General features: G+C 64.8%; 2 protein-coding genes and 1 pseudogene. All 3 read right to left on the minus strand.

The window, feature by feature from the left end; all coding sequences use genetic code 11:
* A partial coding sequence (locus DBR23_RS25965) for a phenylacetate--CoA ligase family protein (RefSeq protein ID WP_108500013.1) occupies positions 1 to 817 on the minus strand: 817 nt, incomplete at its 3' end.
* A gap of 223 nt (positions 818 to 1,040) precedes the next feature.
* Positions 1,041 to 1,853 (minus strand): ABC transporter ATP-binding protein, encoded by an 813-nt coding sequence (locus DBR23_RS25970; RefSeq protein ID WP_056060067.1) that lies wholly within the window; start codon positions 1,851 to 1,853, stop codon positions 1,041 to 1,043.
* Positions 1,854 to 2,074: 221 nt separating this feature from the next.
* Positions 2,075 to 2,644 (minus strand): annotated as a pseudogene (locus DBR23_RS25975) (ABC transporter substrate-binding protein); the annotation flags it as partial.

Genomic DNA, 2,644 nt, shown 5'->3' on the forward strand with positions numbered 1-2,644 from the left:
CACCCTCGGGCACGGGGTCGCCCGTGCCGGGACGCACGATCTCGACGATCACGCCTTCATCCAGCACCAGGCCTTCGCGGGCCGAGGTTTCATACGCAATCAGGCCCAGGTCGGCGGTGGCATAGCACTGGTAGCCCGCGATGCCACGCTCGGCAAACCAGTCGCGCAGCGAGGGCGGGAAGGCCTCGCCCGACACCAGGGCCTTGGTGACGGTGGGCAGCGCCACGCCCATCTCTGCAGCCTTCTCGACGATGATTTTCAGAAAACTGGGCGTGCCGATGTAGCCCGCAGGTTGCAGCTCGGCCATGGCCTGCACTTGCTGCTCGGTCTGGCCCGTGCCACCGGGGAAGACGGTGCAGCCCAGCGCGTGGGCGCCGGTTTCCATCATCGAACCCGCAGGCACAAAGTGGTAGCTGAAGCTGTTGTGGATCAACTCGCCGCTGCGAAAGCCCGCTGCGTGGATCGCGCGCGCCATGCGCCAGTAGTCCCGACGCGTGCCCTCGGGCTCGTAGATGGTGCCGGGGCTGGCAAAAACCCGGGTCATACCCGGCCCGAAGCCCAGCGCACTGAACCCGCCAAACACGTTGGCCGCGCGGCCTGCCTGCTGGCGCTCCAGCAGCTCGTACTTGCGCGTGACGGGCAGCTGCGCCAGGGCTGCGCGGCCGGTGATGGTGGTGGCATCCACACCAGCCAGGATGCCGGCAAAAGCGGGCGATGCCTTCTGGGCATGGGCGATCTGCTGCGGCAGCGCAGCCATCAGCGCCGCTTCGCGCTCTGCGGGGCTGCGTGTTTCCAGGGCGTCATAGAACGTGCTCATGCCTGGGTTTCCTTGTGAGGTTGTTTGAGTGAAATATGCCTCTAGCGCTTTTCGATCAAGCGTAAGCAGCTATGAAATTGAGAGTGATTCCGTTCGAGGTCTGAAAAAGAACACGGCCCTGGTCGCCCGCGCTAACCCACCAGCGCACCCGTGGAACTGGCTTTGCCAGGCCACCGGGTGCGTCCCCCTCAGGGGGAAGGCGCGCAGCGCCACAGGGGGCTCCTCAAGCCAACCAGCGCTTGCGCCGCTTGTAGCTTTTGACATCCTTGAAACTCTTGCGCTCGCCGCCGCCCACGCCCAGGTAGAACTCCTTGACGTCCTCGTTGTTGGCCAGGTCGCTCGCGGCGCCGTCCATCACCACGCGGCCGCTTTCCATGATGTAGCCGTAGTCCGAGTACTTGAGGGCCATGTTGGTGTTCTGCTCGGCCAGCAGGAAGGTGACCTTCTCCTTGGTATTCAGGTCCTTCACGATGTTGAACACCTCCTCCACGATCTGTGGTGCCAGGCCCATGGAGGGCTCGTCCAGCAGCACCATGCTGGGGTTGGCCATGAGCGCGCGGCCGATGGCGCACATCTGCTGCTCGCCACCCGAGGTGTACGCCGCCTGCGAGGTGCGGCGCGTCTTGAGACGCGGAAAGTAGTTGTAGACCTTCTCCAGGTTGGCCGCGATTTCGGCCTTGCTGGTGCGGGTGTAGGAGCCTGTCATCAGGTTCTCTTCGATCGTCAGGTGGGCAAAGCAGTGCCGCCCCTCCATCACCTGCACCACGCCACGCTGCACCAGGTCGGCGGGCGACAGGTTCTCGATGCGCTCGCCACGCAGCTCGATGGAGCCCTTGGTGACCGCGCCGCGCTCCCCCTGCAGCAGGTTGGAGATGGCGCGCAGTGTGGTGGTCTTGCCCGCGCCATTGCCGCCCAGAATGGCCACGATGGAGCCCTCGCGCACCTGCAGCGAGACGCCCTTGAGCACCAGGATCACGTGGTTGTAGATGACCTCGATGCCGTTGACGTTGAGAACGATATTGCTGTTGGAGTCCATGGTGTTGCCTTCCTGTACCAATCCAAAGGGTTGTTGCACAACCCTTTGGATTGGCGGCTGCCAAAGAGGCAACCGCTGTTCATTGGCCCTTGAAACGGTCGCTGCCCCGGCCAGTGCCACCGCGCAAGGGCCGCCCCGCCGCGCTGGCGGCGCCCCCCTTCCCGCAGCGCGCAGCGCTAAGAGAGAAGGGGGAAGCGGCAAAGCCGCTCAGGGGGATGTGCTTAGCTCTGGCAGTCCGCCGCATCCCGGCGCGTCATCTTCTTGTCGGCAAGGTACTTGTCCGCACCGGCCTTGACCATGGGCTTGAGGATCTGCTCATCGGCCTGGTACCAGTCGGACGAGAAGTTCCACTTGCTGCCATCCCAGGTGTGCACGCGCGCCCAGGTGGAGCCCATGTGGTCGGCGCAGCTGGTGGACAGCGGACGCATCACGCCGCCAAAGCCCAGCGCGTCCAGCTTCTTCTGGTCCAGGGCCAGGTTTTCCATGCCCCAGCGCACTTGTTCGCCAGTCATGACCTTGCCCTTGCCAAAACGCTCCTGCGCGCGGCGCACCGATTCGACGGCCAGCATCTGGATGATCACGCCACGGGTGTACAGCACCGAGCCCACTTCGTCCTTGGGTCCCGTGCCCTGGCCCTTGTCGTGCACGTTCTTCAGGATGTCCTGGATCACCTTGGGCTGCTGGCCCGAGGTGTTCAGGGCCAGCGCGTTGTAGCCCTTGGCGCCTTCACCCACGTCACGCACATCGGGCTCGGCACCAGCCCACCACACGCCGTACATCTTGTCGCGGGG

It is taken from the genome of Acidovorax sp. HMWF018, assembly GCF_003061035.1.
Taxonomy (GTDB): domain Bacteria; phylum Pseudomonadota; class Gammaproteobacteria; order Burkholderiales; family Burkholderiaceae_C; genus Acidovorax; species Acidovorax delafieldii.

Bases quoted from the DNA above. Each gene is read 5' to 3' on its own strand.
- DBR23_RS25970 (WP_056060067.1), bottom strand. From the start codon at position 1,853: ATGGACTCCAACAGCAATATCGTTCTCAACGTCAACGGCATCGAGGTC.